A 25,918-nucleotide genomic window follows, 5' to 3' on the forward strand; every position below is an offset into this window, starting at 1 on the left:
AAGGCAAGCGGGCACCTGCGCGCCCGACCACCGTCAGATCTTGTTGAACAGGCCCAGCTGGGAAATCTTGCTGAATGCCAGCTGTGCAGCCTGCAACATGGTCTGCTGCAAGGTCAGGCGGGTCATGACTTCAGCCGGGTCCGAATCGCGAATCGACGACTGGCTCGCGGTGTTCGCAAGGGTCAGGCTTTCGTTGGTCGCGGTCTGGTTATCCAGCGCCTGACCACGGGCACCAATCGAGGTGATGGCCGAGCCGATCTGGTTGGCCGCACTGTCGATGTTGCCCATTCCCGACTCCATGGCGCCGAGAAACTTCTGCTTGGCCACCGGGTCGCCGTCGATTGGCGTATTCAGTGCGGTGATCATCTGGCCCAGGGTGTCGAGCACGTTCTGGGTCTGATGATTATTGGATTGAATCACGAACTGATCGCCGGACGCCGGGACGCCGCCGCCCAAGGCAAAGGTCACGCCCGCCGCAGTCGCGTTGCCGCCGGATACGGTGCCCGACGATACCGGCTTGCTGTCGGCGGTGATCGGCGCCGCATACAGGTCGAAAGCGGTGGCGCTGGTGAACTTGAGGATCGCCCCGCCCGACGGGAACGCATTGGTGTACGCCGTCGGGTCCGTCACGCTGGAGCCGGTGATGACCGCGGTCGACGGGTTCCCGGCGCTGCGCGACGTGTTGAAGGTGTCCGACGAGGAAGACAGGTTGAAACTGTGACCGGCGATCACCGCATCCGGGTTGGTATCGCCGGTTTTGAGGTTGATGTTCAGTTTCAGGTCGACGCCACGGAAACTGACCGTCTGGTTGGCACCATTGGCGTTGCTGATGACGCCGTTCTGGCTGGCTTCGGTGGTCACGTCGTTGCCCAGCGAGTCGGTGATCTTCAACTGGGTGCTGCTGAGGAAACTGACGGTGTAGGGCTGGCCGCCCGTGAACTTGGCGTTGTAGGTAGAGCTGGCGCCGACCGTCCCGTTGGACAACACCACGCGACCATCATCCACCGCCGGAGCGGTCAGGGTCGCCTTGGTACGGCTGGTGTTGATGGTCTGCTGGAACGCATCCCAACCGGTGGTGTTGGTCGCCACCGTCATGCCATCGCCGATGCCGAGGTCGACGCTGGTCTGGTCACCGTTGTAGGTGTAGGTGCCGTCCGAGTTCTGCGAGTAAGGCGCGGTGTCGGTTTTCGAACCGGAGAACAGGTAGTTGCCACTCGAATCCTTGGAGTTCATCAGGCCCAGCACTTGTTGCTGGATCTGCCCCAGTTCCGACGCATAGGCCTTGCGGTCCGCGTCGGTGGCAATGCCGTTGCTGGCGGCGAGGGCCAATTCCTTGGCGCGCTGCAAAGCAGTACCGATGGCGTTGAGCGTCGTTTCCTGCAGGCTCAATGCATTCTTGGTGCTGCCGATGTTGGTGCCGTACTGATCAAGCATCGCGCTCTGCTGGCCCAGTTGCAGCAAACGACCGGCGCCGATCGGATCATCGGCAGCGGTATTGATACGGGTCAGGCTGCTGGCTTCATTGCTGGTCGCGATGGCCTTGTTGAAGTTGCGCTGGTAATTGGCAGCGGTGATTTCGTAATACTGGGCGGTGGAAATGCGCATGAATTACGACTCCTTAAAGGCTGTTGATCAGCGTGGTGAAAATTTCCTGCGCAGCCTTGATGATCTGCGAAGACGCGGTGTAGTACTGCTGGTACTTGACCAGGTTGCCGGTCTCTTCGTCCAGGTCTACCCCGGAATTCGAATCCCGCGCCCCTTTGGCATTGGCCAGGATCGCCGTGGTGGCTTCGCTGTCGGACTTGCCCTGGGCTGCCTTGGCGCCGACGTTGGTGACCAGCTTGTTGTAGGCGTCGGTCAGGCTGATGCCCTTGCTCGCCGTGCCGGTGTCTACCGTCTGTCTGGTTTGCAATCCGACCAGCGCCTGGGCGTTGCGGTTGTCCGAAGACGCCGCGCCAGTCAGGTTGATGGTGAAACTTTCACCGCTGGCCGGCGTGGCACCGACCGTGGTCTGCACGGTGAAGGTCTTCTGCACGGCCGGCGTGACACTGGTGTCCATGACCGGAGCACCACTGGCATCGACCATGCCCACTTTCAGGTTCAAGGTGTTGCTCTGGCCGGGAACAATGGTGCCGGCGCCGATCGAGTTACCCTTGGCATCGACCATGTTGTAGGTCTGGCTACCGCCGCTGGCTGCCCCGAACACCAGCTTGACCGGTGTCGAGTACTTGAGCGCGGTCTGCATTTCCGCCTGGGCCGCCGGGTTGTAGATATCGAGGGTGCTGGTCAGCGTCGGCTGGGTGTAGGTGCCGGTGTTGTTGGCACTGGTCACGCCGGTCAGGGGGGCTGCGGCCGCGATTTTTTTCGGGTCGGTGAGCACGGTCTGGATACCGGCCGCCGCGCCGCGGGTCGGTGTCACCTTGAACGAATCGCCGGCGCTCAGCGCACCGCCGTTCAGGTTCAGGCTGAAGCCGTCGATCACCGGAGCCGGAGTCGTGGTGGTGCTGAACGCGCCCATGTCGGTGCCGTCCGAGCGCTTGACGGTGTAGTTGGTCGCGCTGGTGAACGTCACCTGATAGTCGCTGGTGGTCAGCTTGCCGGTGTCCTTGATGGTGACATCCAGGTTGCCGGAGCCGGCACTGTTGCCCGCCGCCGCAATGCTGCGCTGACTGATCAGCGCGGCACTGTTGATGTTGCTGAAGATCGCCGCGCCGAAATCACCGTTCTTGTCGATGCCCTGCGCCTGCTGACGATTGATCTGGTCCGCCACCACCAGTGCAACGCGCCCCAGTTCATTGAGCGACGGGTCGAGCACTTCCTTGCGGTAGGTCAGCAGGCCACCGATTTCACCGCCGCTGACCACCGAAGTCACGTCGATGGTGCTGGAGCCACGGTTGAGCTGCAACGCCATGCGCGATGGGTCATCCTTGCCCGGCACGGTTTGCAGGGTGTTGGTAGTGTTGCCGACCACCAGTGGCTGACCGCTGCCGATGTAGACGTCGTAGCTGTTGCCACGCTCGACCACCTGGGTACCGACCAGCTCGGACAGTTGACGCACGGCTTCGTTGCGCGAATCGAGCAGGTCGTTGGGCTGGTTGGTGCCGGTGGAGAGTTCGGAAATCTTCTGATTGAGCGTGGCAATCTTGGTGGACAGCTTGTTCACCTGATCCGCCATGTCGCCCAGGCTGCCGTTCAGGTTGGTGTTCTGGTCGTTCAACTGCTTGGCAATCGAATTGAAGCGGGCGGACAGGGCCTGCGCACCGGTCAGCACCGACTGGCGGGACGTGTCGTCGGTGGCCGAAGTCGAAACGCCCTGCATCGAGGTGAAGAACTTTTGCAGCACACCGGTCAGCCCGGTGTTGGTATCGGAAAGCGTGGCGTCCAGCGGAGTGGCCTGAGCGTTGTACGACGCCGCTTCACTGTCGAGCGAGGTGGCGGTACGCAGCTGAGAATCGAGATAGGAGTTGTACACGCGGCGCACATCGGCCAGCGTCGTGCCGGTACCGATGAACACGTTGCCGTACTGAATCGAGCCTTTGGTGCCCTGCACAGTTTGCTGGCGCGAGTACCCGGCGGTGTCGACGTTGGCAATGTTGTTACCCGTCGTCACCAACGAGTTATGGCCAGCATTCAGCCCCGACATCCCGATATTGAGCAAACTCATGTTTCAGACCTTATACCTTGTGCCTATAAAGGCGTGGTGGAAACGCCCGCCGCAGCGTAGTTCTGGTAACTCGTCATCTGCTTGGCTATCTGCGAAATCTTGCTCGCGTAGTCCGGGTCGGTTGCGTAACCGGCCTTCTGCAACTCGCGTACAAACTGTTCTGGGTTATCGGCCGACTTCACGACATCTTGATAGCGATTATTGGTCTGCAACAAAGTCACAAGGTCATGGAAACTGTCCTTGTAGGAGTCGTAGGAACGGAACTCGGCCGTCTCCTTGACCATCTGCCCGTTTCGGAATTCGCTGGTGATCGCCCGCGCCGAATTACCCTGCCAACTGTTGCCGGCCTTGATGCCGAACAGGTTGTGGCTGCTGCTGCCGTCCTGAGCACGCATGACCGACTTGCCCCAGCCGGTTTCCAGGGCCGCCTGGGCCACCAGGTAACGCGGATCGACACCAATGCGGGCCGCCGCTTCCCTGGCCATCGGCAACATGGTGTTGACGAACTGGTCAGCGGAACCGAAGGCTTTCTTCGCTGGCGCCAGCGGAATCTGCGCCATGGCGCGACCGTAGATCTGCATGCCGCCAGAGGAGGATTGCTGCGCAGTCGCCAGCCAGTCGCCGTTGTACAGCGGTCCCGTGCCGGTGCTTGTCGCGCGCTCAGGCAACGGGGTCTTGTTGATCGTCGTGGCCGCGGGCGTCGCTGAAGGCACCAGCCCGGCCAATAGACGATCAGCCAGCTTCGGCGGCAATGCCAGGCGTCGCTGATTGATCAGCGCCATGTCATTGCGATGACCACCCTCACCCGCCTCCTGCGGCGCATGGACCGAGCGCGAAGCCCACAACGGACGCTGCCCATTGACCCGCGACAGCGGTCCGTTGATAGCCACCGTGCCGGCCGCCACCGGTGTTTGCACGGCGGCTTTCGCGGCCTCTTGCTTGGCCAGAGACGCTGCGGCGGCTTCACCCGGCGCCAGCGGTTTGTTCTTCGACATCTGGCGCATCAGCACGTCAGCCAGGCCGATACCACCGCCCTCGCGGGACATGGAAACGGCCAGTTGCTGGTCGTACATTTCCTGATATTGCTTGGCTGCCGGGGTGTTCATCGGATTGTCCTGGCCCAGCGCTTCAGTGGCCGAACGCATGGACTTGAGCATTTCCCCGAGGAACAGCGACTCGAACTCCTGCGCCACCTTGCGCATGTTGTCGTCGCTGTTCTTGTCGCCGACCTTGAGCTGATTCAGACGATTGAGGTCCGAGTAGGAACCCGAATCGCTGCTGCTGACCAGACCGCTCTTGCGCATATCCACGATGGCCGTCCTCAGATCACGATCAGGTCGGCTTGCAGGGCACCGGCCTGCTTCAGCGCTTCAAGGATGGCCATCAGGTCACCCGGTGCCGCGCCGACCTGGTTCACCGCCCGCACGATCTCGTCGAGGGTGGTGCCAGGGCCGAACTTGAACATCGGCTTGGCTTCCTGCTGGGCATTGACCGTCGAACGCGGCACCACCGCCGTCGTGCCGTTGGACAGAGGGCCGGGCTGGCTGACGATCGGGTCTTCGGTGATGGTCACGGTCAGGCTGCCATGGGTCACGGCGGCCGGAGAAACCTTGACGTTCTGGCCGATCACGATGGTGCCGGTACGGGAGTTGATGATGACTTTCGCCACCGCCTGGCCCGGATCGATCTCGAGGTTTTCCAGGATCGACAGGTAGTCGACCCGCTGGCTTGGATCGAGCGGCGCGGTGACGCGAATCGAACCGCCGTCGATGGCCTGGGCCACGCCAGGGCCGAGCATGTTGTTGATCTTGTCGACGATGCGCTTGGCGGTGGTGAAGTCGGAACGGTTGAGGTTCAGCGTCAGGCTGTTGCCCTGGTTGAAACCGCTCGGCACCGCGCGCTCCACCGATGCACCACCGGGGATGCGCCCGGCCGACGGAACGTTGACGGTGATCTTCGAGCCGTCGCGCCCTTCCGCATCGAAACCGCCGACCACCAGGTTGCCCTGGGCCACCGCATAGACGTTGCCGTCGATCCCCTTGAGTGGCGTCAGCAGCAAGGTGCCGCCGCGCAAGCTCTTGGAGTTGCCGATGGAGGAAACAGTGATGTCGACCTGCTGACCCGGCTTGGCAAACGCCGGCAGATCGGCGCTGATCGACACGGCCGCCACGTTCTTCAACTGCACGTTGCCCGAACCCGGCGGCACCTTGATGCCGAACTGCGAAAGCATGTTGTTGAAGGTCTGCAGGGTGAACGGGGTCTGCGTCGTCTGGTCGCCGGTGCCGTTAAGCCCGACCACCAGGCCGTAGCCGATCAACTGGTTGGAACGCACGCCGGAAATGCTGGCGATGTCCTTGAGGCGCTCGGCTTGAGCATTGAAGGCTGCCGACAGCATCAGGGCGGCCACCATAAGGTGTTTGAAGTTCAACATGCTCAACTGGAAAGCCACCTAGAAAGGGAACAGCGGGCTGAGGAAGAAACGGTCGAACCAGCCTGGCTGACTCGCATCGGCAAACGAGCCGGTGCCCGAGTAGGTAATGCGCGCATCGGCGACACGGGTCGACGACACGGTGTTGTCGGTCGAGATGTCATCGGCGCGAACCAGGCCGGCAATCCGCACCAGCTCATCGCCGGTATTGAGGGTCATCCACTTCTCGCCGCGCACCGCGATGATGCCGTTGGGCAACACATCGGCAACGGTCACGGTGATCGAGCCGGTCAGGGTGTTGCCCTGCGCCGCCTTGCTGTCACCCTTGGTCGCGCGGTCACCTTCGTAGCTGGCACTCAGGCTCAGGTCACCATCGCCGAACGGGTTGTTGGTGGTGGCGCTGCTGCCGAACAGCGAACTCAGGCCGATGTTGGCCTTGCTGTTCTTGCCGATTTGCGAGTTGGCGTTTTTGCTGGCCTGGGTCCTTTCGTTCAGGGTGATGGTGATGACGTCACCGACCCGGAACGCCTTGCGGTCGCTGTAGAGGTTCTGTTCGAAACCGGCCTGATAGATCGAGCCGTTGTTGGCGGCCGCCGGCAACGGCGTGCGCGGCAACACCGGGGCGTAGTAAGGGTCATTGGGCTTGGGCGTCGCAGGCACGCAGCCTGCGAGCGCGGCGATCCCACTCAGTGCCAGAACAGATACATAGCGATTCATGACCCTACCTCACGGTGTTGCAGGCAGCCTCATGGCCGCCCCATAGACTTGATTACAGGTTCTGCGTTACGAACGAGAGCATCTGGTCGGCGGTGGAGATCACCTTGGAGTTCATCTCGTAGGCGCGCTGGGTGGTGATCATGTTGACCATCTCCTCAACGGTGCTGACGTTGGACGTTTCCAGGGTGTTCTGCAGCGTGGTGCCGAAACCGTTCAGGCCCGGTGTGCCGACTTGCGGCGCACCACTGGCGGCGGTTTCCAGGAACAGGTTGTTGCCCACTGCCTGCAGGCCGGCCGGGTTGATGAAGTCGGCGGTCTGCAGGTTGCCGATCACCTGGGCAGCCGGGTTGCCGGCAACCGTGATGGACACGGTGCCGTCGCGGCCGACGGTGAAGGTCTGCGCGTCGTTCGGAATGACAATCGCCGGCTCCAGGGCAAAGCCGCTGGCGTTGACGATCTGGCCGTTGGAGTCCAGGTGGAAGGTACCGTCACGGGTGTAGGACGTGGTGCCGTCCGGTTGCAGGATCTGGAAGAAACCGCGACCGTCGATGGCCATGTCCAGTGGCTGCTCGGTGGTTTGCAGGCTGCCGGCGGTGAAGTTCTTCTGGGTGCCGACGATGCGCACACCGGTACCCAGTTGCAGACCCGACGGCAGTTCGCTGTCCTGGGTCGACTGGGCGCCTGGCTGACGCTTGATCTGGTAAAGCAGGTCCTGGAACTCGGCGCGATCACGTTTGAAACCCGTGGTCGACACGTTCGCCAGGTTGTTGGAAATGGTGGTCAGGTTGGTGTCCTGGGCGGACAGACCTGTTTTGGCAACCCATAGAGCCGGAAGCATTCGATTCTCCTCGTGCGCCTGTTTTACGGCGCGACGTTCTGGTAATTAGCTGATCTGCAAGACCCGAGCCATGGCCTGGTCATCGTCTTTGGCGGTGTTCATCATCTTGATGTGCAGCTCGAACTGCTTGGACAAGGCCAGTACCGAGGTCATCTCTTCCACGGCATTGACGTTGCTCGACTCAAGGAACCCGGACACCAGCTTGACGTCGGCATCGGCCTGCGCCGGCTTGCCGTCCTTGGTGTGGATCGAACCATCCAGGCCTTTGGTCATGTTCTTCAGGTCCGGGTTGACCAGCTTGATGCGGTCCACTTCAGCCATCACCCGCGGACCTTCGCCCATCGCGCGGATGCTGATGGTGCCGTCCTCGCCGACTTCGATCTGCTGCTCCGGCGGCACGGCAATCGGCCCGCCATTGCCCATGACCGGCATACCGTTGCCGGCACGCAGAACGCCCAGGGCGTCAACATTCAGGCTGCCGGTGCGCACGTAGCTTTCACCACCATCGGGATTCTGTACGGCAATCCAGCCGCCGCCCTGCACGGCAACGTCCAGGTCCCGGCCGGTTTCCACCAGTGAACCCGGGGAGAAATCCGTGGCCGGGCGTTCGGACATGGCAAACGCACGCGCCGGAAAGCTGTCACCAAACACCGGCATCGAACGGGCCTGCTCCAGGTCTTTCTGGAAGCCGTTGGTGGAGATGTTCGCGAGGTTGTTGGCATGCGCCTTTTGCGCCAGTGCATTCTGGCTGGCGCCGGTCATTGCCACATAAAGGTACTTGTCCACACTCTATCCTCTGCCTGCCGGACGTTTGCCGCCCACTGCTGTGTTGCTGAGCCATAAGCAATTTGCAGACCAACTTGTTTTTGGCGGCGCGGGGGCCGGCAAACAGGGGACTTGAGGAGATCAGAGGGGATTGGTGATTTGTGTCAAAGACGAAAAACCGGCGGTGTCATGCCGGTGGGTGGCAAGTGCCGGCCTCTTGAGTGACTGATCTGTCGCCTTCGCGGGCAAGCCCGTTCCCACAGTGATCTGTGGCGTTCACCAAACCAGTGGGAGCGGGCTTGCCCGCGAAGAGGCCGGCACAAACACAGCGAGCTTAAGTCAGGTCTCGGTCTTGCCCACCTCATACTCACGCAACTTGTTGGCAATGGTGGTATGCGAAACCCCCAACCGCTTGCCCAGCTGCCGACTGCTCGGATGCTCGGAATACAACCGTTCCAGCACCGCCTTCTCGAAACGCCCGACAATCTCGTCCAGCCCGCCCTCCAGCGAAAAATCGCCAAGGGGCTGACGCACGCCATAATCCGGCAGGCGAATATGCTCGGCCTTGACCGTGCCGCCATCGCACAGGGAAACCGCCTGGAACAGCACGTTCTCCAGTTGCCGCACGTTGCCCGGCCAATGGTAGTGGCTGAGCCGCTCCATGGCCGCCGGGGCGAGTTTGGGCAACGGGCAACCGATCTGCCGACTGGCCTGATCAAGGAAGTGCTCCACCAGCGGCGTCAAACCGTCGAGGCATTCGCGCAGCGGCGGGATGTGCAGGGACAACACATTCAAGCGGTGATAGAGGTCCTGGCGGAACTCGCCGCGCGCGCACAGTTCGGACAGGTCGACCTGGGTCGCGCAGATCACTCGCACGTCGAGGTAGACCTCCTCGTCGCTGCCCACACGACGGAAGCAGCCGTCCTGCAAAAAGCGCAGCAATTTCACCTGCAAGCGCGGGCTCATTTCCCCGACGCCATCGAGAAACAGCGTACCGCCCGCCGTCAGCTCCAGCAGCCCGAGCTTGCCTTCGGCCCGCGCCCCTTCAAAGGCACCGGGACCATAACCGAACAGTTCCGTCTCGGCCATGGACTCCGGCAGCCCGGCACAATTGAGCGCCATCAACGGCGACTGCCCACGCGGACTGGCCAGATGGCAGGCCCGCGCCAGCAACTCTTTGCCGGTGCCGGTTTCGCCCTCTATCAATAGCGGCGCATCCAGCGGCGCCATGCGCCGCGCTTCGCGCACCACCGCAGCCATCACTTTCGAGCTCTGGAAGATGCTGTCGAAGCCACGCAATTCCTGCTTGCGCACGTTATAGATGCGCTCTCCCACCCGGTCGGCGCGGTGCAGCGTCAGCACGGCACCGGCCATGGCCTCGCTGTCGTCGTGCTCCGACTGCAACGGCGCGATGTCGGCCAGGAACACGTCACCCTTGACCTTGACCCGCAGCCCGTTGATTCGCGATTTGTTGGCACGCACCAGTTCCGGCAAATCGAAATCTTCGGCGTAGCGCGACAAGGGAATACCCGGCACCTCGTCGACCCGCACCCCCAGCAACTGCGCCGCTGCCCGGTTGGCCGCAACGATGGAACCACCCATGTCGATCGACAGCACCGGAAACTCCAGCGCACCGAGCAGGGCATTGAGTTCCATGTGCCGACGCTCGCTGGGCATCAGCCCTACACGCTTGACGCCGAAGACCCCGGCAATCGCTTCGAATTTCGGACGCAAGGCCTGGAACTGAATGTTGATCAGGTTCGGGCAATGCAGGTAGATGGCGTTGCCATGCTCACCCCCCACCTCACCGCGGGCCACGTTGATCCCGTACTCCACCAGCAGGTTGAGAATGTCGCGCAGGATGCCGATGCGGTTCTGGCAGTGGACTTTGATACGCATGAAAAAGGCCTGAAAAAGCAGTGATTGAACCTGTGGGAGCGAGCTTGCTCGCGATAGCGGTGGGTCATGCAAATTAATCTCTTCTGACACACCCTCATCGCGAGCAAGCTCGCTCCCACAAGGGTATTGCAGCGCCTTCGGGCATATTTTTCTGCCGAGGAGCTCAGAAAGTCGTCAAGATTATGTGACAGACAAAGCGTTTTTCATACCTGCAAATCTCAATAGCTACGCGCCAACCACCATAACGTAACGAAAACTTTACGATTATTGAGGGTTTTTCCTGCCCGAGACGCCGATCACCTGCTGCAACAGTGCAATCCTTGGGGTATTTCTAGGTCCATAGCAGTACATAACAAGAACGAAATCCCCTAGCAGGAGAGCAGCATGAAGCAGACGCAATACGTGGCTCGCGAGCCCGATGCGCAAGGTTTTATCGACTACCCCGCCGAAGAACACGCGGTGTGGAACACGCTGATCACTCGCCAACTGAAAGTGATCGAAGGGCGTGCGTGCCAGGAGTACCTGGACGGTATCGAAAAACTCGGTCTGCCCCACGACCGCATTCCTCAACTCGGTGAAATCAACAAGGTCCTCGGTGAAACCACCGGCTGGCAGGTTGCCCGGGTTCCCGCATTGATTCCCTTCCAGACCTTTTTCGAATTGCTGGCCAGCAAGCAGTTTCCGGTGGCGACCTTTATTCGTACCCGCGAAGAACTGGACTACCTGCAAGAGCCGGACATTTTCCACGAGATCTTCGGCCACTGCCCGCTGCTGACCAACCCCTGGTTCGCTGAATTCACCCACACCTACGGCAAGCTCGGCCTCAAGGCGTCCAAGGAAGAACGCGTGTACCTGGCGCGCCTGTACTGGATGACCATCGAGTTCGGCCTGCTCGACACCCCGCAAGGCCAGCGCATCTACGGCGGCGGCATCCTGTCCTCACCGAAAGAGACCGTCTACAGCCTGTCGAACGAGCCTGAACACCAAGCCTTCGACCCGCTGGAATGCATGCGCACGCCTTACCGCATCGACATCCTGCAGCCCCTGTATTTCGTTCTGCCGAACCTCAAGCGCCTGTTCGACTTGGCCCACGAAGACATCATGGGCATGGTCAAGCAAGCGATGCAGATGGGTCTGCACACGCCGAAATTTCCCCCAAAGGCCGCGTGAACCGCGACTTTTGCTGACAAGTGAGTCTGTCAGTCACCGTCGCTTTGGTTTAGCGTGACGGCACTGTCGACCGATATAAAAACACTCGATTACAGGAAACACACCATGTCCACCTTGAACCAAGCCCATTGCGAAGCCTGCCGCGCCGACGCCCCACAAGTCAGCGACGAAGAACTGCCGATCCTGATCAAGCAGATCCCGGACTGGAACATCGAAGTACGCGACAGCATCATGCAGCTGGAAAAGGTCTTCCTGTTCAAGAACTTCAAACATGCACTGGCCTTCACCAACGCCGTCGGTGAAATCTCCGAGGCTGAAGGCCATCACCCGGGCCTGCTGACCGAGTGGGGCAAAGTGACCGTGACCTGGTGGAGCCACTCGATCAAGGGCCTGCACCGCAACGACTTCATCATGGCCGCGCGCACTGACGAAGTAGCGAAGGACGCCGAGGGGCGCAAGTAATGCACTTCGACGCCATCGGTCGAGTGCCTGGCGACCCGATTCTGGGCCTGATGGAGGCCTACGCGCAGGACCCGAACCCGCGCAAGTTCGACTTGGGCGTGGGCGTCTACAAGGACGCCCAGGGCCTGACGCCGATTCTCGCGTCGGTGAAGCTTGCCGAGCAGCGCCTGGTGGATCGCCAGTCCACCAAGACCTACATCGGTGGTCATGGCGAACCGGCGTTCGGCAAAGCGATCAATGAGCTGGTGCTGGGCGCCGACTCGAAGCTGATCAGCGCACAACGCGCCGGCGCCACCCAGACTCCGGGCGGCACCGGGGCCTTGCGCCTGAGCGCTGACTTCATCGCCCAGTGCCTGCCAGGGCGCGGCGTCTGGTTGAGCAACCCGACCTGGCCGATCCACGAAAGCATTTTCGCGGCCGCCAAGGTCAAGGTCAGCCATTACCCCTACGTCGGCAGCGACAACCGACTGGATGTCGACGGCATGCTGGCAGTGCTCAACGAAGCGCCCAAGGGTGACGTGGTGTTGCTGCATGCCTGCTGCCACAACCCGACCGGTTTCGACCTGTCCCAGGATGACTGGCAGCGGGTGCTGGAGGTCGTACGCAAGCGCGAACTGCTGCCACTGATCGACTTTGCCTACCAGGGCTTTGGCGATGGCCTGGAGCAGGATGCCTGGTCGACCCGGCTGTTCGCTGCCGAGTTGCCGGAACTGCTGATCACCAGCTCTTGCTCGAAGAATTTCGGCCTGTACCGCGACCGCACCGGCGCGCTGATTGTCTGTGCGAAAACCGCGGACAAGCTCACCGATATCCGCAGCCAGCTGGCCAACATCGCCCGCAACCTGTGGTCGACACCGCCGGATCACGGTGCGGCCGTGGTCGCGACCATCCTCGGCGACCCGGAGTTGAAAAACCTCTGGGCTGACGAGGTGGAAGGCATGCGCTTGCGTATCGCCCAACTGCGCAGCGGTCTGGTGGAAGCACTGGAGCCTCACGGTTTGCGCGAGCGGTTTGCGCACATTGGCGTGCAACGCGGGATGTTTTCCTACACAGGCCTGTCGCCAGAACAAGTGAAGAACCTGCGGGATCATCACAGCGTGTACATGGTCAACTCCGGCCGAGCCAACGTTGCAGGCATCGATGCCACGCGCCTGGATCTGTTGGCCGAGGCGATTGCCGCAGTCTGCAAATAACACCACCAAACCCTGTGGGAGCGAGCTTCCTCGCGATGAGGCCATAACATTCAACATCTCTGTTGACTGTCAGGCCGCTATCGCGAGCAAGCTCGCTCCCACATTTGTTTTGTGTCGCTCTTCCAGTCATGTCTAGACAATCCCATCCGTCGAAACAAATGGATATAAAAGTCCGTTTGTCATTTTCAGTGCTGTATCCTGCCCAGGCTTTTTTAAAGCGCGGATCTACCAGATCTATCAACAGACTTAGCGAGGAGCGCGACTATGCACGAGATTCCTAATCTCCCCTTCCCAAGCCTGCACGTACCTGAGCAGACGACCACGCAACAAGCCGGCGCCCAACAGCCCGAGCCGAAAGAAGCCACTGACTGCCGCCAGGCTGACAGCGAAGACTGAAACACCCGCCGTACAGACCGTGTGGAAAGCGCTACCATGCGCTTTCCACACTGCCTGAAGCGAGAACCCGCAACATGACCGATGAACTCAGCGAAACCTTTGATGAAAAGCAGGCCAGCGTCCTGATTGGCACCGCCGAGAAAATGATCGAGATTTGGAATCGCCTCTCCCCCGAGAAACAAGCCGCCCTGCTCGCCCGCTTCGGCACCCAGGAAAATGCGCTGGCCGCCCTGGTCACTACGCAACTGGTTGCTCCCGTCAAAGCTGAATGACGCCGCCAGGCAAATAGTTTTACTTTTTCACAACCAACGTCCGTCCACACCGCTATCATAAGCAGCCTATCTATCCTGCTTTACCGTGGACCTTTACCCATGCCTGAAAACCAGCGCCCCCTGGCGGTCACGCTGCAAGTCGTTTCCATCGTCCTTTTCACCTTTATCGGCTACCTGAACATCGGCATTCCCCTGGCCGTATTGCCCGGTTACGTCCACAGCGACCTGGGTTTCGGCGCGGTGATCGCGGGCCTGGTGATCAGCGTGCAATACCTGGCCACCCTGCTCAGCCGCCCCTATGCCGGGAAGATCATCGACAACAAGGGCAGCAAACTGGCCGTGATGTATGGCCTGGCCGGTTGCGGCCTGAGCGGCGTATTCATGTTGATCTCGGCCTGGACCCAGAGCCTCCCGACCTTGAGCCTGATCAGCCTGTTGATCGGCCGCCTGGTTCTCGGCAGCGCGGAAAGCCTGGTAGGCTCGGGCTCAATTGGTTGGGGCATCGGCCGGGTCGGCGCGGCGAACACGGCCAAGGTCATTTCCTGGAACGGGATCGCCAGCTACGGCGCACTGGCCGTCGGCGCACCCTTGGGCGTGTTGATCGTCCATCAACTGGGTTTGTGGAGCATGGGCGTGAGCATTGTGCTGCTGGCCGTGCTCGGCCTGCTGCTGGCCTGGCCGAAAACCGCCGCGCCGATCGTTGCCGGCGAGCGCCTGCCGTTCATGCATGTGCTCGGGCGGGTCTTCCCCCACGGCTGTGGCCTGGCCCTGGGCTCCATCGGCTTTGGCACCATCGCCACCTTCATTACCCTGTATTACGCCACGCAACACTGGGACAACGCGGTGCTGTGCCTGAGCCTGTTCGGCGCCAGCTTCATCGGCGCGCGCCTGCTGTTCGGCAACCTGATCAACCGTCTCGGCGGCTTTCGCGTCGCCATTGCCTGCCTGTCGGTGGAAACCCTGGGGTTATTGCTGCTGTGGTTGGCACCGGATGCGCATTGGGCACTGGCGGGTGCGGCGCTGAGCGGCTTCGGCTTCTCGCTGGTGTTCCCGGCGCTGGGCGTGGAAGCGGTGAATCTGGTGCCGGCCTCCAGCCGTGGCGCAGCCGTCGGCGCCTATTCGCTGTTCATCGACTTGTCGCTGGGGATCACCGGGCCGCTGGCCGGGGCCATTGCGGCGGGCTTTGGTTTTGCTTCGATCTTCCTGTTTGCCGCCCTCGCCGCATTGAGCGGATTGATACTGAGCCTTTACTTGTACCGGCAGGCACCAAAGCAACGCGAGGCGCGGGACGCCCGCTAGAAGTCGACCTTGCCGCGCCCGGCCTTGATGTTGCCGCGCTTGCTCTTGGATTCGAGACGACGAGTCTTGGAGCCGAGTGTTGGCTTGGTCGGACGGCGCTTTTTCTCGACCTTGGTGGCACTCTGGATCAACTCGGTCAGGCGCAACAGCGCATCGGCGCGGTTCTGCTCCTGCGTCCGGTACTGTTGGGCCTTGATGATCAGCACACCGTCGCTGGTGATGCGGCTGTCGCGCAACGCCAGCAACCGCTCCTTGTAGAACTCGGGCAAGGACGACGCCGGAATGTCGAAGCGCAGGTGCACCGCGCTCGACACCTTGTTGACGTTCTGCCCGCCCGCGCCCTGGGCGCGAATGGCCGTCAACTCGATCTCGGCATCGGGCAGATGCACGTTGTTGGAAATCACCAGCATGGAAAAGCGTCCGTATTCAGAAGGTGCAGGATACCTTGAATAGACTGGGCAGACGCGGTCCTTGTGGGAGCGGGCTTGCTCGCGAAGAGGGAGTGTCAGTCACCATTTACTTAGCTGACACACCGCATTCGCGAGCAAGCCCGCTCCCACCGGGGATTTGTGTGAGCCTGAAAACAACAAACCCGGCGCATGGCCGGGTTTGTCGCTTCTGCGGAGAGTTACTTCACTGCCGCCTGCAACGCATGTTGAGCACTGCGCTTGTTCTTGATGCCGTAGCAGACCCACATGAACACGAGCCATACCGGAATCGCGTACACCGATGTCTGGATCCCCGGAATCAACAGCATCACACCGAGAATGAACAACACGAACGCCAGGCAGATGTAGTTGCCGTACGGGTACCACAGGGCCTTGAACAGCGGCGTCTGTTTGGTTTTGTTCATGTGCTGGCGGAACTTGAAGTGCGAGTAGCTGATCATCGCCCAGTTGATCACCAGGGTGGCCACCACCAGCGACATCAGCAACTCTAGCGCGCTGTGCGGAATCAGGTAGTTCAGCAGCACCGCGATCAGGGTCACGGCGGCCGAGGCCAGGATCGAACGCACGGGCACGCCACGCTTGTCGATCTTCGCCAGGCTTTTCGGCGCATCGCCCTGTTCGGCCATGCCCAGCAGCATGCGGCTGTTGCAGTAGGTGCCGCTGTTGTACACCGACAACGCCGCAGTCAGGACCACGAAGTTGAGGATGTGCGCCGCGGTGTTGCTGCCCAGCATCGAGAACACTTGCACGAACGGGCTGCCGCTGTAGGAATCACCAGAGGCGTTTAGGGTGGTCAGCAAGCTGTCCCACGGCGTCAACGACAGCAGGATCACCAGGGCACCGATGTAGAAAATCAGGATCCGGTAGATCACCTGGTTGATCGCTTTCGGGATCACGGTTTTCGGCTTGTCGGCTTCTGCAGCGGTGAAGCCGAGCATTTCCAGGCCACCGAAGGAAAACATGATGAAAGCCATGGCCATCACCAGACCGCTAATGCCGTTCGGGAAGAAGCCACCGTGGGACCACAGGTTGCTCACCGCCGCTTGCGGACCGCCATTGCCGCTGACCAGCAGGTAGCTGCCCAGGGCAATCATGCCGACGATCGCCACGACCTTGATGATCGCAAACCAGAACTCGGCCTCGCCAAACACTTTGACGTTGGCCAGGTTGATGACGTTGATCAGCACAAAGAAGCCCGCTGCGGAAACCCAGGTCGGGATGTCCGGTGCCCAGTAGTGGATGTACTTGCCGACCGCGGTCAGCTCCGACATGCCCACCAGGATGTACAGAATCCAGCAGTTCCAGCCCGACAGGAAACCGGCAAAGCCGCCCCAGTACTTGTGGGCGAAGTGGCTGAAGGAGCCGGCCACCGGATCTTCGACGATCATTTCGCCCAGTTGGCGCATGATCATGAAAGCAATGAAGCCGCAGATGGCATAGCCGAGGATCATCGACGGGCCGGCGGACTTGAGTACCCCGGCCGAGCCGAGGAACAGACCGGTACCGATCGCACCACCTAAGGCAATCAATTGAATGTGGCGATTTTTCAGGCCGCGTTTCAGCTCGCCTGATTGCGGGTTTTGTCCACTCATGAAAAGGGTCTCACGCAAGGTTTGATGATGTTCAGTCGACGTTGCTGCTCAAGAAAGGCGTTAAGCGGCACCGATCAAACCCCAGCGCAGGCACCAGGAGTTCAGCGTATTTACAACGGTCATGCGTCACCTGTTTGTTTTTATCTGTGACGAAATCGAACCCGACACGCTCGTGACGCGGCGGAGTGAACAAGGCGGATAGCCTTGAGGGTTGCGCAAATGCGCAGGAGGTCACAGGTAAAACGCGGCGCATTGTACACCTGTAACCCCCTGCTGCCAGACCCGCTGGACAAGCGTGTCTATGGCCGGGATTGCCTGTGTCCGCCCCGGGAAGCCCGGGCGGCTGCAAAAAATGGGTCAGATCCTTGCGGATCATCGACGGGAAAGGCAGGAAAACCGCCTCTCACAGAGAGATGGAGATGGAATACGGCGTTCATTGCGCCTCCTTTTTGTTATGCACCTGCACGACAGGCATGGCGCGCATAACACCCTGCATGGAGCGGTGAAACAAGCGGGCCAGAGCGCTGGAAGAGCGCTGGAAGGTAATGATGCGTAAGAGTTTTCTTACGGTATTCGACGAGGAGCGATTTCACGGGATTAATCTGTGAATTTCGTCAGGTTTTCTTTACAGGGCGTAATTCTGGCTTTCCACTTCGGACGTCCCGGTGCGGCGACTGGCGCTTTCGCGGGCAAGCCCGCTCCCACAGTGGATCGCATTTCTCCAGAACAATCCGGTCTCCTGTGGGAGCGGGCTTGCCCGCGAAGAGGCCCTCAAAAACGACACACACTTAAAGCCAGCCTAAAAAAACGCCAACCCGAAGGCTGGCGTTTTTTAACGTGTCGCTTACAGCTTGAAGCTTACCGCTGCCTCACTCCGGCTTGCGACGACCAAAGCCCGGACGCTGACCGGAACCGGCCGGTGCGCCACGGCGCTTGCCCGATGGCGTATCACCGTCGACCAGCTTGATCCCCGGACGCTTCGGCGCCGGCTTGGCCGGGCGCTTGGTGTCGGCCGGGCGATCGGCTACCGGCGTACCACGGCCTTCGCCACGCTCGGTACGGCCATTGGCCGGACGTGGCGTACGTGGACCGCGTTCGCCGTCCTGGCGCGCAGCAGGCTTGCGCCCTGGACGCTCGCCTTCGATCTGCGGCTCGCGGCTGGCACGTGGAGCAACAGGAGCGGCAGCCCCCTCAGCGGCTGGACGCAGGGTACGTACACGCTCGGTCTTGGCCATCGGACGCGACGATTTGCGTTGCATACGGTCAAGCTTGTCTTTGCTCTTGGCGTTCATCTGCGGCATCGCGACCGGCGTCAGGCCGACTTCGGCACTCAGAATGTCGACTTCGTACTGGCTCATTTCGCGCCAGCGGCCCATCGGCAGGTCGGAGTTGAGGAACACCGGACCGAAACGCACGCGCTTCAGACGGCTGACCACCAGGCCCTGGGATTCCCACAGGCGACGAACTTCGCGGTTACGACCTTCCATGACCACGCAGTGGTACCAGTGGTTGAAACCTTCACCGCCTGGCGCCTGCTTGATATCGGTGAACTTGGCCGGGCCATCTTCAAGGACAACACCAGCCTTCAGACGCTCGATCATCTCGTCATCGACTTCGCCACGCACACGCACCGCGTATTCACGGTCCATTTCGTAGGAAGGGTGCATCAGGCGGTTGGCCAGCTCACCGTCGGTGGTGAACATCAGCAGACCGGTGGTGTTGATGTCCAGGCGACCGATGTTGATCCAGCGACCCTCTTTTGGGCGCGGCATCTTGTCGAACACGGTCGGACGGCCTTCCGGATCGACACGGGTGCAGATTTCGCCGTCGGGCTTGTTGTACATGATCACGCGGCGCACCGATTCGGCGGCCTCTTCACGCTTGATCACCTTGCCATCGATAGTGATGGCGTCGTGCATGTCGACGCGCTGGCCAAGGGTGGCGTCTTTGCCGTTGACCTTGATGCGGCCGTGGCTGATCCAGGCTTCCACGTCACGGCGCGAGCCGACGCCGATACGGGCGAGGACTTTCTGCAGTTTTTCGCCTGCTGGGCCGATTGACTGGTCGTCTTGCTGGTCTTTGATACTCATCTGGGCACCTCCCGGTGTGATCTGAAATCTGGGTACTTTGGCGAAGAGATCGCCGAAGGGTCGCGAATCATACGCGCATGCGGGCGTTTGCGCATCACAGACTAGCTCATCAAGGCAAGGTTATTGGTTTTTCCGCTGACCGGTGACCCGCAGCCTTGCGGTGAACACATCCCCCTGTGGGAGCGGGCTTGCTCGCGAAGAGGGCGTGTCAGCCGGCATATTTATTGGCTGACCCACCGCATTCGCGGGCAAGCCCGCTCCCACAGAGGTCTTTAGTGATCGTAAAAGCTGCGGTCAATCTTCGAACTGACGGCGCTCGGCCTCGATGGCTTCGGCCAGGGCCAGGGCTTCGGCCTCTTCGTCGCTCAGTTCAGGCTCAGGCTTTGGCTGCTCAAGCGCAGCAACCGCAGCCAGGAGTTTTTCCCGGGCCTCGGCCACGCCGAGGATGTCGTCGTCCGGCTCCGGTTCAATGTCCGGCTCAGGCTCGATCCGGGCAACTTCAGGTTCAGGCTCGATGTCGGGCTGTTCCGAATCAAACTCAGTCACCGCGCCATCACGCAACAGATCATCGAAATCGGTCTTGATCCCCTCCTCCATGCTATCGAGCTCCAGCAACAGCGTGTGGAAACTGGTTTCTTCCTTCGGTTCTTCCGGTTCCGCGCTGGCGTCGGCCAACTCTTGCAACCCGGCGGGTACGGGGGCGTCGTCGAAATCGAGCACCGGGTCCGGTTCCAGCTCGCGCAGCTCCGCCAAGGGTGGCAAGTCGTCGAGGTTTTTCAGGTTGAAGTGATCGAGGAACGCCTTGGTGGTGGCGAACATCGCCGGTTTGCCAGGTACGTCGCGGTAGCCGACGATGCGGATCCACTCGCGCTCCATCAAGGTCTTGACGATGTTGCTGTTGACCGCCACCCCCCGCACGTCTTCGATTTCGCCGCGGGTGATCGGCTGGCGATAGGCAATCAGGGCCATGGTTTCGAGCATGGCGCGGGAGTAACGCTGCGGGCGCTCCTCCCACAGACGCCCGACCCACGGCGCAAATTTCTCGCGAATTTGCAGGCGATACCCCGAGGCCACCTCCTTGAGTTCAAACGCGCGGCCATCACAAGACTTGGCGAGCATTGTCAGGGCCTTCTTGAAGACCGGCGGTTCCGGGCGCTCGCCCTCCTCGAAGAGCTCGAACAGGCTTTCCAGGGATTGCGGCTTTCCCGAAGCCAACAGAAAGGCTTCAAGCAAGGGTGCCAGGTCACGGGGTTCAGTCAGGTTCATGTTTCGACTCGTTATTCGGCTCGGGCTCGCACGTGGATCGCGGCAAATGGCTCATTCTGCACCAGCTCGACCAGGGATTCCTTGACCAGCTCAAGGATCGCCATAAAGGTCACCACCACGCCAAGGCGCCCTTCTTCAGCGGTGAACAGCTCGACAAACGGCACGAAACCGCCGCCCTTGAGCCGCTCCAGCACATCGCTCATGCGCTCGCGGGTAGACAGCGCCTCGCGGCTGACCTGATGGCTTTCGAACATGTCGCCACGGCGCAATACCTCGGCCATGGACAACAGCAACTCGGACAGGCGCACGTCCGGCAACAACTTGCGAGCCCGGGCCTCCGGGGCGTCGAGTTTGGGCACCACCACGTCGCGACCGACGCGGCTCAAGCCATCGATGCCTTCGGCGGCGGCCTTGAAACGCTCGTATTCCTGCAAGCGGCGGATCAGTTCGGCGCGCGGGTCGTCCTCTTCGTCTTCGATGGTTTCGGCCCGCGGCAGCAGCATCCGCGACTTGATCTCGGCCAGCATCGCGGCCATCACCAGGTACTCGGCGGCCAGTTCCAGGCGCACCGACTGCATCAACTCGACGTAGCCCATGTACTGGCGAGTGATTTCCGCCACCGGGATGTCGAGGATGTTGATGTTCTGTTTGCGGATCAGGTACAGCAGCAGGTCGAGGGGGCCTTCGAAGGCTTCGAGGAAGACCTCGAGGGCATCCGGCGGGATGTACAGGTCCAGCGGCATTTCCATGACCGCCTGGCCGTAGACCATGGCGAAGGGCAGTTCCTGCTGGGCTCCGGCCTGACTGTCGACGGGTTCTACTGCGGACATCTAGGCCTCGACCATGAACGGCGCAGGGTCGCCGCAACCGACGCGGATGACTTCCGGTTCGCCGTCGGCGAGGCTGATCACGGTGGACGCCTTGATCCCGCCAAAGCCGCCGTCGATGATCAGGTCGACCTGGTGCTCGAGCAACTGGCGCATCTCGTGCGGGTCGGTCAACGGATCTTCATCGCCGGGCATGATCAGGGTCACGCTCATCAACGGTTCGCCGAGCTGCTCCAGCAGTGCCAGGGCAATAGGGTGGCTCGGCACGCGCAGGCCGATGGTACGTTTCTTGGGGTGCAACAACAACCGCGGCACTTCGCGGGTGGCGTTGAGAATGAAGGTATAAGGCCCCGGAAGATGAGCCTTGAGAATGCGGAAAGTGCCGGTGTCGATCTTGGCAAACAGTCCCAGTTGCGACAAATCGCTGCAGATCAGCGCAAAATTGTGCTTTTCATCCAGCTGCCGCAGGCGCCGAACGCGCTCCACAGCCACCTTGTCGCCGATCTGGCAACCAATGGCGTAGGAAGAGTCTGTGGGATAAATCACCACCCCGCCCTTGCGGATGATCTCGACTGCCTGCTTGATCAGGCGCGCTTGCGGGTTTTCCGGATGAATCTGGAAAAATTGACTCACATTCTCTACCTGTTCAGACGGCGGCAATAACTGGGTCATGTTTGAATCGACACCATAGCGGTGGCAGATCCTCCGGGAGCGGCCGGTATTCGCCGATCTCCGACCAGCCTCCGGGGCCATGAAAATCACTGCCGGCGCTGACCAGCAGACCGAACTCGCGGGCCAGAATGGCCAGGCTGCCCACTTGTTCGGCAGGCTGGTAACCATTGACCACTTCGATGGCGTGGCCCCCTGCTTGAATATAGTCGGCAATCAGGCGACGTCGCTTGCTTCGAGTGAATTCGTAGTGCCAGGGGTGTGCCAGGCTGACCCAGGCCTTGGCCGCGCGCAGGGTTTCGACGGTTTCTTCCAGGGTCGGCCAGTGTTGCTTGACGTCGCCCAGCTTGCCGGCACCCAGCCATTTGCGGAACGCCTCGGCGCGATCCTTGACGAAACCTTCACGCACCATCCAGTCCGCAAAGTGCGGGCGGGCCGGCGCGTTACCGCTGTCGCCCAGCGCCTGCTGGATCTCCCGGGCGCCATCCAGCGCCCCCGGCATGCCTTTGAGCGCCAGTTTGCGGCTGATTTCCTCGGAGCGCAGCCAACGGCCATCATGCAATCTGGCGATGGCCTCGACCAGCGGCGCGGCGTTCACGTCAAAACCGTAGCCCAGCACATGAATGGTCGCGCCACCCCAGGTGCAGGACAATTCGACGCCGTTGACCAGTTGCATCCCCAGTGCGGCAGCCGCGTGCCGCGCCTCGTCGAGCCCTTCAAGGGTGTCGTGATCGGTCAAGGCCAGGACTCGCACGCCTTTCTCGAACGCCCGCGCCACCAGAACCGCAGGCGCCAGGGCGCCATCGGAGGCCGTGCTATGGCAGTGCAAATCAACATTCACAGGGCTTTGTAACCTCAAATCAGCTGGCGCTATCGCGCGCCCATATGTTTGTTATTATGCCGCCACATCCTGCTTCTGGCTGCCACTGTGAAACAATTCATCGATTTCATCCCGCTCCTGCTGTTTTTCATCGTCTTCAAAATCGACCCACGGGTCGTCGACATCGCCGGCCATGAGCTCACTGTAGGCGGTATCTACAGCGCCACCGCGATGCTGATCGTCAGTTCCCTGGTGGTCTACGGCACGCTGTTCGTCAAACAGCGCAAGCTGGAAAAGAGCCAGTGGCTGACCCTCATCGCCTGCCTGGTCTTCGGCAGCCTGACCCTGGCCTTCCACAGCGAGACGTTCCTCAAGTGGAAAGCCCCGGTGGTCAACTGGCTGTTCGCCCTGGCGTTCATCGGCAGCCACTTCGTCGGTGACAGCCTGCTGATCAAACGCATCATGGGCCACGCGCTGACCTTGCCGGAGCCGGTCTGGACACGCCTGAACATCGCCTGGATCGCTTTCTTCCTGTTTTGCGGTGCCGCCAACCTGTTTGTCGCGTTCACCTTCCAGAGCTACTGGGTCGACTTCAAGGTCTTCGGCAGCCTGGGCATGACTTTGCTGTTCCTGATCGGCCAGGGCATTTACCTGTCCCGCCATCTGCACGATGCCGACACCACTACGCCAAAAACCGAGGACTGACATGCTTTACGCAATCATTGCCACAGACGTCGCCAACTCCCTGGAAGCCCGCCTGGCCGCACGGCCTGCGCACCTCGAGCGCCTGCAAGTGCTCAAGGGCGAAGGTCGCATCGTATTGGCCGGCCCACACCCGGCCGTCGACAGCAATGATCCGGGCGCGGCGGGTTTCACCGGCAGCCTGATCGTCGCCGAGTTCGATTCCCTGGGCGCCGCCCAGGCCTGGGCCGACGCCGATCCGTACATCGCTGCCGGTGTCTACGCCAACGTTCTGGTCAAGCCGTTCAAGCAAGTCCTGCCGTAACAAATCCCCCACGCGATGAACCTTGTCGGTTCATCGCGTTCTCAATCGCTCATTATTCCTGTTTATCGGCCGACAACTTGCCCAATACCCGTATTGGAATCAGGAGTCGCGATGCGCAAGGGTCCGTTGTGTCTGATGTTGGTCACGTTGTCGATCGGGGCGCCCGCCCACGGTGAGGAATACGCCGAGGGTGGAAACTCGACGCCTCTTTCCTTGAGCGCCGGCAGCCAGATCACCGAGCTGCAGCAACGCTTGAAAGAAAGCGAGCGGCAACGGGAAGAACTGAGCAAACAATTGCAAACTGCCGATGGCGAACGCGAAAGCCCGCTGCTGGCCCGGTTGCGCCAGGAGAACCAGCGCTTGAAGCTGCAACTCAAGGAAGCCCAGGCCAGCAGTCCGCTGCCGCGTCTGCTGACCGACCAGCAACAATGGTTTGTCATTGGTGCCGGGGTAGCGCTATTGGCGCTGCTCTGCGGTATCTTCGCCAGTGGAGCAAGTCGAAAACGTCGACAATGGCTAAATTGAGTGAGTCATGAGCGAGCTGTTACTGATTGATGATGACCAGGAGCTGTGTGAGCTCCTGAGCAGTTGGCTGAGCCAGGAAGGGTTTCAGGTACGAGCCTGTCACGACGGCCAGAGCGCGCGCCGTGCGCTGGCCGAAACCGCTCCGGCGGCCGTGGTACTGGATGTGATGTTGCCCGATGGCAGCGGCCTGGAACTGCTCAAGCAGTTGCGCAGCGATCACCCGGATTTGCCGGTGCTGATGCTCTCGGCCCGGGGCGAGCCCCTGGACCGTATTCTCGGCCTGGAACTTGGCGCCGACGATTACCTGGCCAAACCCTGCGACCCGCGAGAGTTGACCGCCCGCCTGCGCGCCGTCCTGCGCCGTAGCCACCCGGCAGCGGTGTCCAGCCAGCTGGAGCTGGGCGACCTGTGTTTCAGCCCGGTGCGCGGCGTGGTCAGCATCGACGAGCAGGAGTTCACCCTCACCGTTTCCGAAAGCCGGCTGCTGGAAGCCCTGCTCAAGCAGCCCGGCGAACCCCTGGACAAACAGGAACTGGCGCAGATTGCCCTCGGCCGCAAGCTGACCCTGTACGACCGCAGCCTGGACATGCACGTCAGCAACCTGCGCAAGAAGATCGGCCCACACCCCGACGGCCGTCCGCGCATCGTGGCCCTGCGCAGCCGCGGCTACTACTACAGCCTCTGACCCTGACAGCATACGGTCCCTGTAGGAGCTGCCGCAGGCTGCGATCTTTTGATCTTGCTTTTTGGTCAAGATCAAAAGATCGCAGCCTGCGGCAGCTCCTACAGGGGAATCGGGAGTTTTGTCAGGTCGGCGCAAAATCGTCTTTACCCAAGCTTTACCCTTCGCTGACCGCCGCTGACCTTGATCTGCGTAATCTGTACTCATCCGGAACGTACCGGGAACGAGACAAGGAGATTCACCATGCGCAAGACTCTTATCGCTCTGATGTTCGCGACTGCCCTGCCGACCGTTGCCCTGGCCATGCCTGAAGGCGCAGGCTCGATGGGTGGGCCGATGGACGGTTCGCGCCACGGTGGTCAGATGCACGGCATGCACGGCAAAGGCCCGTACAGTGAACTGGACCTGAGCCGCGAACAGCGCGAGCAGATCCGCAAGATCATGGGCGAGCAGATGCACGAGCGTAAGCAACTGGTTGACAAGTACCTGGAGAAACTCTCGCCAGCCGACCAGAAAGCCATGAAAGATGAAATGGCCGCCAACCACAAGAAAGCCGAAGCTGACGTACGGGCACTGCTGAAACCGGATCAACAGAAGCAATTCGACGAGATCCAGAAGAAACAGGCAGAGCGTCGCGCCGAATGGACCGAGTTCAAGGCGTGGAAAGCGCAACAACCGCAAAAAGCGCAATAATGCGCTGCCCCCGGACCCGACGGCTGAACGCCGTTGGGTCTGATGCTTTTGATCTACTGTAGGAGCGAGCCTGTGTGGCGAGGGGGCTTGCCCCCGTTGGGTTGCGAAGCGACCCCGGCATCTCAACGTTAAACCGCATGTAACGGGTTTACGACTGCTGCGCAGCCGAACGGGGGCAAGCCCCCTCGCCACAAGC

At 61.1% G+C, this 25,918-nt stretch carries 26 protein-coding genes; 11 read left to right on the plus strand and 15 right to left on the minus strand.

Annotation, left to right across the window (positions count from 1 at the left end):
- Positions 1–33: 33 nt before the first annotated feature.
- The 8 genes from KSS91_RS21100 to KSS91_RS21135 all read right to left on the minus strand — a co-directional run bounded on the left by KSS91_RS21100 (position 34) and on the right by KSS91_RS21135 (position 10,311).
- Entirely contained in the window at positions 34–1,605 is a 1,572-nt protein-coding gene (locus KSS91_RS21100; RefSeq protein ID WP_217836013.1) for a flagellar hook-associated protein 3, read from the minus strand.
- Positions 1,606–1,618: 13 nt separating this feature from the next.
- The gene (gene flgK / locus KSS91_RS21105) at positions 1,619–3,664 is read right to left on the minus strand and encodes a flagellar hook-associated protein FlgK (protein WP_217836014.1); all 2,046 of its coding nucleotides are present in this window, start codon (positions 3,662–3,664) and stop codon (positions 1,619–1,621) included.
- 23 nt (positions 3,665–3,687) lie between these two features.
- A complete protein-coding gene (gene flgJ / locus KSS91_RS21110) occupies positions 3,688–4,974 on the minus strand; it encodes a flagellar assembly peptidoglycan hydrolase FlgJ (RefSeq protein ID WP_217836015.1) in 1,287 nt (428 codons plus the stop codon).
- 11 nt (positions 4,975–4,985) lie between these two features.
- Positions 4,986–6,095, minus strand: a complete 1,110-nt coding sequence (locus KSS91_RS21115; RefSeq protein ID WP_217838458.1) for a flagellar basal body P-ring protein FlgI — start codon at positions 6,093–6,095, stop codon at positions 4,986–4,988.
- Positions 6,096–6,113: 18 nt separating this feature from the next.
- Positions 6,114–6,809, minus strand: a complete 696-nt coding sequence (flgH, locus tag KSS91_RS21120; RefSeq protein ID WP_015096281.1) for a flagellar basal body L-ring protein FlgH — start codon at positions 6,807–6,809, stop codon at positions 6,114–6,116.
- Positions 6,810–6,861: 52 nt separating this feature from the next.
- Complete coding sequence (gene flgG, locus KSS91_RS21125; protein WP_007975316.1) at positions 6,862–7,647, minus strand: flagellar basal-body rod protein FlgG; 786 nt, start codon at positions 7,645–7,647, stop codon at positions 6,862–6,864.
- Positions 7,648–7,692: 45 nt separating this feature from the next.
- A complete protein-coding gene (locus KSS91_RS21130; protein WP_015096283.1) occupies positions 7,693–8,433 on the minus strand; it encodes a flagellar basal body rod protein FlgF in 741 nt (246 codons plus the stop codon).
- A gap of 318 nt (positions 8,434–8,751) precedes the next feature.
- Positions 8,752–10,311 (minus strand): sigma-54-dependent transcriptional regulator, encoded by a 1,560-nt coding sequence (locus tag KSS91_RS21135; protein ID WP_217836016.1) that lies wholly within the window; start codon positions 10,309–10,311, stop codon positions 8,752–8,754.
- A gap of 384 nt (positions 10,312–10,695) precedes the next feature.
- Here KSS91_RS21135 and phhA point away from each other — a divergent pair, with 384 nt between their 5' ends.
- From phhA to KSS91_RS21160, 6 genes are all read left to right on the plus strand, one after another.
- A complete protein-coding gene (gene phhA / locus KSS91_RS21140) occupies positions 10,696–11,481 on the plus strand; it encodes a phenylalanine 4-monooxygenase (RefSeq protein WP_095963831.1) in 786 nt (261 codons plus the stop codon).
- 105 nt (positions 11,482–11,586) lie between these two features.
- Positions 11,587–11,943 carry a 4a-hydroxytetrahydrobiopterin dehydratase gene (locus KSS91_RS21145; protein WP_007975310.1) on the plus strand — a complete coding sequence of 119 codons (357 nt, stop codon included), beginning with the start codon at positions 11,587–11,589 and terminating at the stop codon, positions 11,941–11,943.
- Positions 11,943–13,136, plus strand: a complete 1,194-nt coding sequence (locus KSS91_RS21150) for an amino acid aminotransferase (RefSeq protein ID WP_217836017.1) — start codon at positions 11,943–11,945, stop codon at positions 13,134–13,136. Before KSS91_RS21145 ends, KSS91_RS21150 begins: the two co-directional genes overlap by 1 nt.
- 264 nt (positions 13,137–13,400) lie before the next feature.
- A complete protein-coding gene (locus tag KSS91_RS28520; RefSeq protein ID WP_020796930.1) occupies positions 13,401–13,532 on the plus strand; it encodes a hypothetical protein in 132 nt (43 codons plus the stop codon).
- A gap of 74 nt (positions 13,533–13,606) precedes the next feature.
- Positions 13,607–13,804 (plus strand): hypothetical protein, encoded by a 198-nt coding sequence (locus tag KSS91_RS21155; RefSeq protein WP_102699463.1) that lies wholly within the window; start codon positions 13,607–13,609, stop codon positions 13,802–13,804.
- Between the two features lie 99 nt (positions 13,805–13,903).
- Positions 13,904–15,103 carry an MFS transporter gene (locus tag KSS91_RS21160; RefSeq protein ID WP_116580334.1) on the plus strand — a complete coding sequence of 400 codons (1,200 nt, stop codon included), beginning with the start codon at positions 13,904–13,906 and terminating at the stop codon, positions 15,101–15,103.
- On the opposite strand, the gene arfB is transcribed toward KSS91_RS21160, so the two are convergent.
- The 7 genes from arfB to KSS91_RS21195 form a co-directional block, all read right to left on the minus strand.
- Positions 15,100–15,513, minus strand: a complete 414-nt coding sequence (gene arfB, locus KSS91_RS21165; RefSeq protein WP_007984117.1) for an alternative ribosome rescue aminoacyl-tRNA hydrolase ArfB — start codon at positions 15,511–15,513, stop codon at positions 15,100–15,102. The two genes, KSS91_RS21160 and arfB, sit on opposite strands and share 4 nt — an antisense overlap.
- A gap of 218 nt (positions 15,514–15,731) precedes the next feature.
- Positions 15,732–17,144, minus strand: coding sequence for an amino acid permease (locus KSS91_RS21170; protein WP_126046814.1), 1,413 nt, complete (start codon positions 17,142–17,144; stop codon positions 15,732–15,734).
- Between the two features lie 869 nt (positions 17,145–18,013).
- Positions 18,014–19,234, minus strand: coding sequence for a 23S rRNA pseudouridine(2605) synthase RluB (rluB, locus tag KSS91_RS21175; RefSeq protein ID WP_217836018.1), 1,221 nt, complete (start codon positions 19,232–19,234; stop codon positions 18,014–18,016).
- 294 nt (positions 19,235–19,528) lie between these two features.
- Positions 19,529–20,500, minus strand: a complete 972-nt coding sequence (gene scpB, locus KSS91_RS21180) for an SMC-Scp complex subunit ScpB (RefSeq protein ID WP_217836019.1) — start codon at positions 20,498–20,500, stop codon at positions 19,529–19,531.
- Positions 20,501–20,511: 11 nt separating this feature from the next.
- The gene (locus KSS91_RS21185) at positions 20,512–21,330 is read right to left on the minus strand and encodes a segregation and condensation protein A (RefSeq protein WP_007975301.1); all 819 of its coding nucleotides are present in this window, start codon (positions 21,328–21,330) and stop codon (positions 20,512–20,514) included.
- Positions 21,331–21,960, minus strand: coding sequence for an L-threonylcarbamoyladenylate synthase (locus KSS91_RS21190; protein ID WP_041475076.1), 630 nt, complete (start codon positions 21,958–21,960; stop codon positions 21,331–21,333). It abuts the gene before it with no gap.
- 13 nt (positions 21,961–21,973) lie between these two features.
- Positions 21,974–22,837: a PHP domain-containing protein gene (locus KSS91_RS21195; protein WP_015096293.1), complete on the minus strand. Its 864-nt coding sequence runs from the start codon at positions 22,835–22,837 to the stop codon at positions 21,974–21,976.
- A gap of 87 nt (positions 22,838–22,924) precedes the next feature.
- Here KSS91_RS21195 and KSS91_RS21200 point away from each other — a divergent pair, with 87 nt between their 5' ends.
- The 5 genes from KSS91_RS21200 to KSS91_RS21220 all read left to right on the plus strand — a co-directional run bounded on the left by KSS91_RS21200 (position 22,925) and on the right by KSS91_RS21220 (position 25,722).
- A complete protein-coding gene (locus KSS91_RS21200; protein WP_217836020.1) occupies positions 22,925–23,521 on the plus strand; it encodes a septation protein A in 597 nt (198 codons plus the stop codon).
- A gap of 1 nt (position 23,522) precedes the next feature.
- Positions 23,523–23,822 carry a YciI family protein gene (locus KSS91_RS21205; RefSeq protein ID WP_007975297.1) on the plus strand — a complete coding sequence of 100 codons (300 nt, stop codon included), beginning with the start codon at positions 23,523–23,525 and terminating at the stop codon, positions 23,820–23,822.
- 111 nt (positions 23,823–23,933) lie between these two features.
- Entirely contained in the window at positions 23,934–24,347 is a 414-nt protein-coding gene (locus tag KSS91_RS21210; RefSeq protein WP_015096295.1) for an SH3 domain-containing protein, read from the plus strand.
- 7 nt (positions 24,348–24,354) lie between these two features.
- Positions 24,355–25,032, plus strand: coding sequence for a response regulator transcription factor (locus KSS91_RS21215; RefSeq protein WP_007975295.1), 678 nt, complete (start codon positions 24,355–24,357; stop codon positions 25,030–25,032).
- Positions 25,033–25,272: 240 nt separating this feature from the next.
- Positions 25,273–25,722 (plus strand): Spy/CpxP family protein refolding chaperone, encoded by a 450-nt coding sequence (locus tag KSS91_RS21220; protein WP_217836021.1) that lies wholly within the window; start codon positions 25,273–25,275, stop codon positions 25,720–25,722.
- Positions 25,723–25,918: the final 196 nt, after the last annotated feature.

This window comes from Pseudomonas azerbaijanorientalis, assembly GCF_019139795.1.
In the GTDB taxonomy this organism is placed as follows: domain Bacteria; phylum Pseudomonadota; class Gammaproteobacteria; order Pseudomonadales; family Pseudomonadaceae; genus Aquipseudomonas; species Aquipseudomonas laurylsulfatiphila.